Source organism: Streptomyces bohaiensis (assembly GCF_012033785.1).
GTDB lineage: Bacteria > Actinomycetota > Actinomycetes > Streptomycetales > Streptomycetaceae > Streptomyces > Streptomyces bohaiensis.
Map to the genome: position 1 here is coordinate 1 of NZ_JAAVJC010000370.1, position 3,628 is coordinate 3,628.

Genomic DNA, 3,628 nt, shown 5'->3' on the forward strand with positions numbered 1-3,628 from the left:
CCCGTGTGCGGGCCGGGGCGGCACGACGGGGCCCGCACCGGAGCGCGGGCCGGGTCAGCCGCGAATCGCCTCGACCAGGCTCCAGAGCCCGAGCACGGCCATCACGGTGGCCGCGATCCGGGTGATCAGCCGCAGCGGGACCCGCTTCATCAGCGCGCGGCCGCCGAGGATGCCGATGGCGGCCACCGCCCACAGCGCCAGCACCGCGCCGACCGCGACCGAGACCGGGCTGTCGTAGCGGGCCGCGAGGTTGGCGGTCATGATCTGCGTCAGGTCGCCGAACTCGGCGACCAGGATCAACATGAACCCGCTGCCGGCGACCTTCCAGAAGGACTGGTCCGCCGGTTTGCGCACCTCGCCCTCCTCCTCGTCCTTCTGCCGCAGCAGCAGCACGGCGCCACCGAGGAAGAGAAGGCCGACGATGACCGCCAGCAGCCGCTGCGGCAACAGGCCCAACAGGGAGCCGGCGGCGATGGCGAGGGCGACGTGGAACGCGAAGGCCGCGGCGACACCCACGAAGACATAGGAGGCGCGGTAGCGGGTGCCGAGCACCAGACCGGCGAGTGCCGTCTTGTCCGGCAACTCGGCGAGGAAGACGACGCCGAACGTCACGGCGGCGATGGTGAAACTGAACACGGGCGGGACACCTCGTCGGTCGGGCCGTGCCGACCGGGCCCGGGAGAGCGCACGCTTCGGCACGGCAGCGTCATGGACACTGCTGAGCCGAAGGTCTCGCTGGCGGGAGCCGCGCGCTGCGCGACATCCCGCTCCGGGCGCCGGGTCCACCTCCGCGAACGGCGGGCGGACCAGTGTGTCGACGGTCCGGCGAAGAGCTACTCCCCTTCAGACGGAGGCCACTCTACGCCACCGGGCCCGGGTCGGCGCTGTTGCGCGCGCCACTGCCCCGGCGGTCCCGCTCGCCGGCCGCGCCCGAGCGGTGGTCGCCCGCACCGGGCCCGTCACCGGGCGGACCCTCGCCGTCCGCCCCACCGCCGTCAGCGCGGCACGGGTGACGTCCCACCCCAGCGAGGTCGCCGTCGCGTACGCGGCGAAGCGCCGCAGGTTCTCGAGCGGCGGATCACCGGGAACGAACGAGATCCCGGTCCCCATGCCCGCCAGGTACGGCCAGCCCTGGAGGTTCATCACCAGTCCGTAGCCGAGCGCGGCCACCGCTCCGTACGCCGCGACCAGCAGCAACTCCGCCCGGCCGCGCAGCCGCCCCCCGTCCGGGAGGAGGCCGGCGCCCATCGCGACCCATGCCATGGCCAGCATCTGGAACGGCATCCACGGTCCGACGCCGCCGGTCAGCAGGGCGGAGGCGAAGATCGTGACGGCGCCCAGGACGAAGCCGAACCCCGGTCCCAGCGCGCGCCCCGCCAGCACCATGAGGAAGAACATCGGCTCCAGCCCCGCGGTGCCCGCGCCCAACGGCCGCAGCGCCGCCCCGGCTGCCGCGAGGACGCCCAGCATCGCCACGGTCTTGGCGTCGAGCCCGCCCTCCGCCACACCGGCGACGACCACCGCCAGCAGCAGCGGCAGCAGCAGCGCGAACAGCCAGGGGGCGTCCCCGGAGTGCGCCAGCCCGGAGAGTTCGTGCGCCAGCAGCGGCCAGCCGAACGCCACGACACCGACGGCCGTCAGCAGGCCGACCGCGGCCCAGGAGCGCGCGCCCAGGCGCACCGGCCCGCCCGGGGCGGGGCCGCCGCCCGCCGCCGGTACGGGCGTCACGCGGCGCCTCCGGTGCCGCGGCCCGGCGCGTCGTCCACCGCGCCGCCGGACCCGTCACCGGACCCGTCACCGGACCCGTCACCGGACCCGTCACCGGGCTCGTCACCGGGCTCGTCGCCCGGCGCGGGGGGCCGGGCACCGGGCCGCGGCTCCGGTGCGAGGGCGTGCGCCACCTGCGGCACGGTCAGCCACCCGGCGGGAGCCAGGATCTTGGCGACCTGCGGTGCGAACGCCGGTGAGGCGGTCACCACCTCGCCCGTCGGACCGTCCGCCACCACCTCGCCCTCGGCCATCACCACCACCCGGTCCGCCAGTTCGGCGGCGAGTTCCACGTCGTGGGTGGCCAGCACCACGGCGTGCCCCTCGCCCGTCAGCCGCCGCACCACCGCCACCAGCCGGGCCTTGGCCGCGTAGTCCAGGCCGCGGGTCGGCTCGTCCAGCAGCAGCAGCGGGGGCGCCGCGGCCAGCACCACCGCCAGCGCGAGCACCAGCCGCTGCCCTTCCGAGAGGTCGCGGGGGTGGGTCCCCCCGTCGATTCCCGGCAGCAGCCGGTCCACCAGGGCGCGGCAGGTGCCCGGCGCGGCCCCGGCGTCGCGGTCGGCCGCCTCGCACTCCCCGCCCACGGTCTCGGCGTACAGCAGGTCGCGGGGGTCCTGCGGTACCAGGCCGACATGGCGGAGCAGCTCGCGTGGCGCCGTGCGCGCGGGGTCGATCCCGTCCACCGCCACCCGGCCGGACGTGGCACGGTGCATCCCCACCAGGGTCCGCAGCAGCGTCGACTTGCCGGCCCCGTTGCGCCCCATCAGTGCCACCGCCTCGCCGGCGGCGACCTCCAGCTCCACCTCGTGCAGGACGGGGCGGCGGCCCCGCCGCACCCCGACCGAGCGCAACGAGACGGCCGGTACCGGGGACGTATCCGGCGTCCGCCGCGCGGGCGGGACGGGGGCCTCGCCCAGCCGCTCGCGGAGCCCCGCCGCCCGCCGCCGGGCGTCCCGCACCGACAGCGGGAGCGGCGACCAGCCGGCGAGCCGGCCCAGCTCCACCACCGGAGGCCGCACCGGCGACCCGGCGAGCACCGCGGCGGGGTCGCCGAGCACCGGCGCGCGGCCCCCGCCCGGCAGCAGCAGCACCCGGTCCGCGTACTGCACCACCCGCTCCAGCCGGTGCTCCGCCAGCAGCACCGTGGTGCCCAGGTCGTGGACGAGCCGTTGCAGTACCGCCAGCACCTCCTCGGCGGCGGGCGGGTCCAGCGCCGAGGTCGGTTCGTCGAGCACCAGGACCCGGGGGTGCGTCGTCAGCACCGAGCCGATCGCGACCCGCTGCTGCTGGCCACCGGACAGGTCGCCCAGCGCCCGGTCCCGCAGCTCCGCGAGGCCGAGCAGGTCCAAGGTCTCCTCCACGCGCCGCCGCATGGTCGGTGGCGGCACGCCCAACGACTCCATGCCGTAAGCCAGTTCGTCCTCGACGGTGCCGGTCACGAAGTGGGCGAGCGGGTCCTGGCCGACGAACCCGACGACGTCCGCCAGTTCCCGGGGGCGGTGGGTGCGTGTGTCGCGACCCGCGACCGTCACCCGGCCGGTCAGCGTCCCGCCGGTGAAGTGGGGGACCAGTCCGCAGACGGCGCCCAGCAGGGTGGACTTGCCGACGCCGGAGGGGCCCACCAGCAGCGTCAGCTCTCCCTCCGGCAGTTCCAGGTCGACGCCGCGCAGCGCGGGCGCCATCGCGCCCGGGTAGACCATCTCGACCTGCTCGAACCGGATCATCGTCCGCTCCTCCCGTCGTCCTCGAAGCCCTCACGGTGCGCGGCGCGCCACCGGCCCGCCGTACCGGGCGGACGCGCGGGCGGCGGCCCGTCGCGTCCGGGAAGTCCGCGCGGACCGCCGCCGGCCCCACCGCCGCC

At 76.5% G+C, this 3,628-nt stretch carries 3 protein-coding genes; all 3 read right to left on the minus strand.

What is annotated here, in order from left to right:
• Window positions 1–54: 54 nt before the first annotated feature.
• The gene (locus tag HCN52_RS22710; RefSeq protein ID WP_168090311.1) at window positions 55–636 is read right to left on the minus strand and encodes a TMEM165/GDT1 family protein; all 582 of its coding nucleotides are present in this window, start codon (window positions 634–636) and stop codon (window positions 55–57) included.
• 207 nt (window positions 637–843) lie between these two features.
• Window positions 844–1,728, minus strand: a complete 885-nt coding sequence (locus tag HCN52_RS22715) for an ECF transporter S component (RefSeq protein WP_168090312.1) — start codon at window positions 1,726–1,728, stop codon at window positions 844–846.
• Complete coding sequence (locus HCN52_RS22720) at window positions 1,725–3,491, minus strand: ABC transporter ATP-binding protein (RefSeq protein ID WP_168090313.1); 1,767 nt, start codon at window positions 3,489–3,491, stop codon at window positions 1,725–1,727. The genes HCN52_RS22715 and HCN52_RS22720 overlap by 4 nt, the downstream gene beginning before the upstream one ends.
• Window positions 3,492–3,628: the final 137 nt, after the last annotated feature.

Bases quoted from the DNA above. Each gene is read 5' to 3' on its own strand.
- HCN52_RS22720 (WP_168090313.1), bottom strand. From the start codon at position 3,491: ATGATCCGGTTCGAGCAGGTCGAGATGGTCTACCCGGGCGCGATGGCG.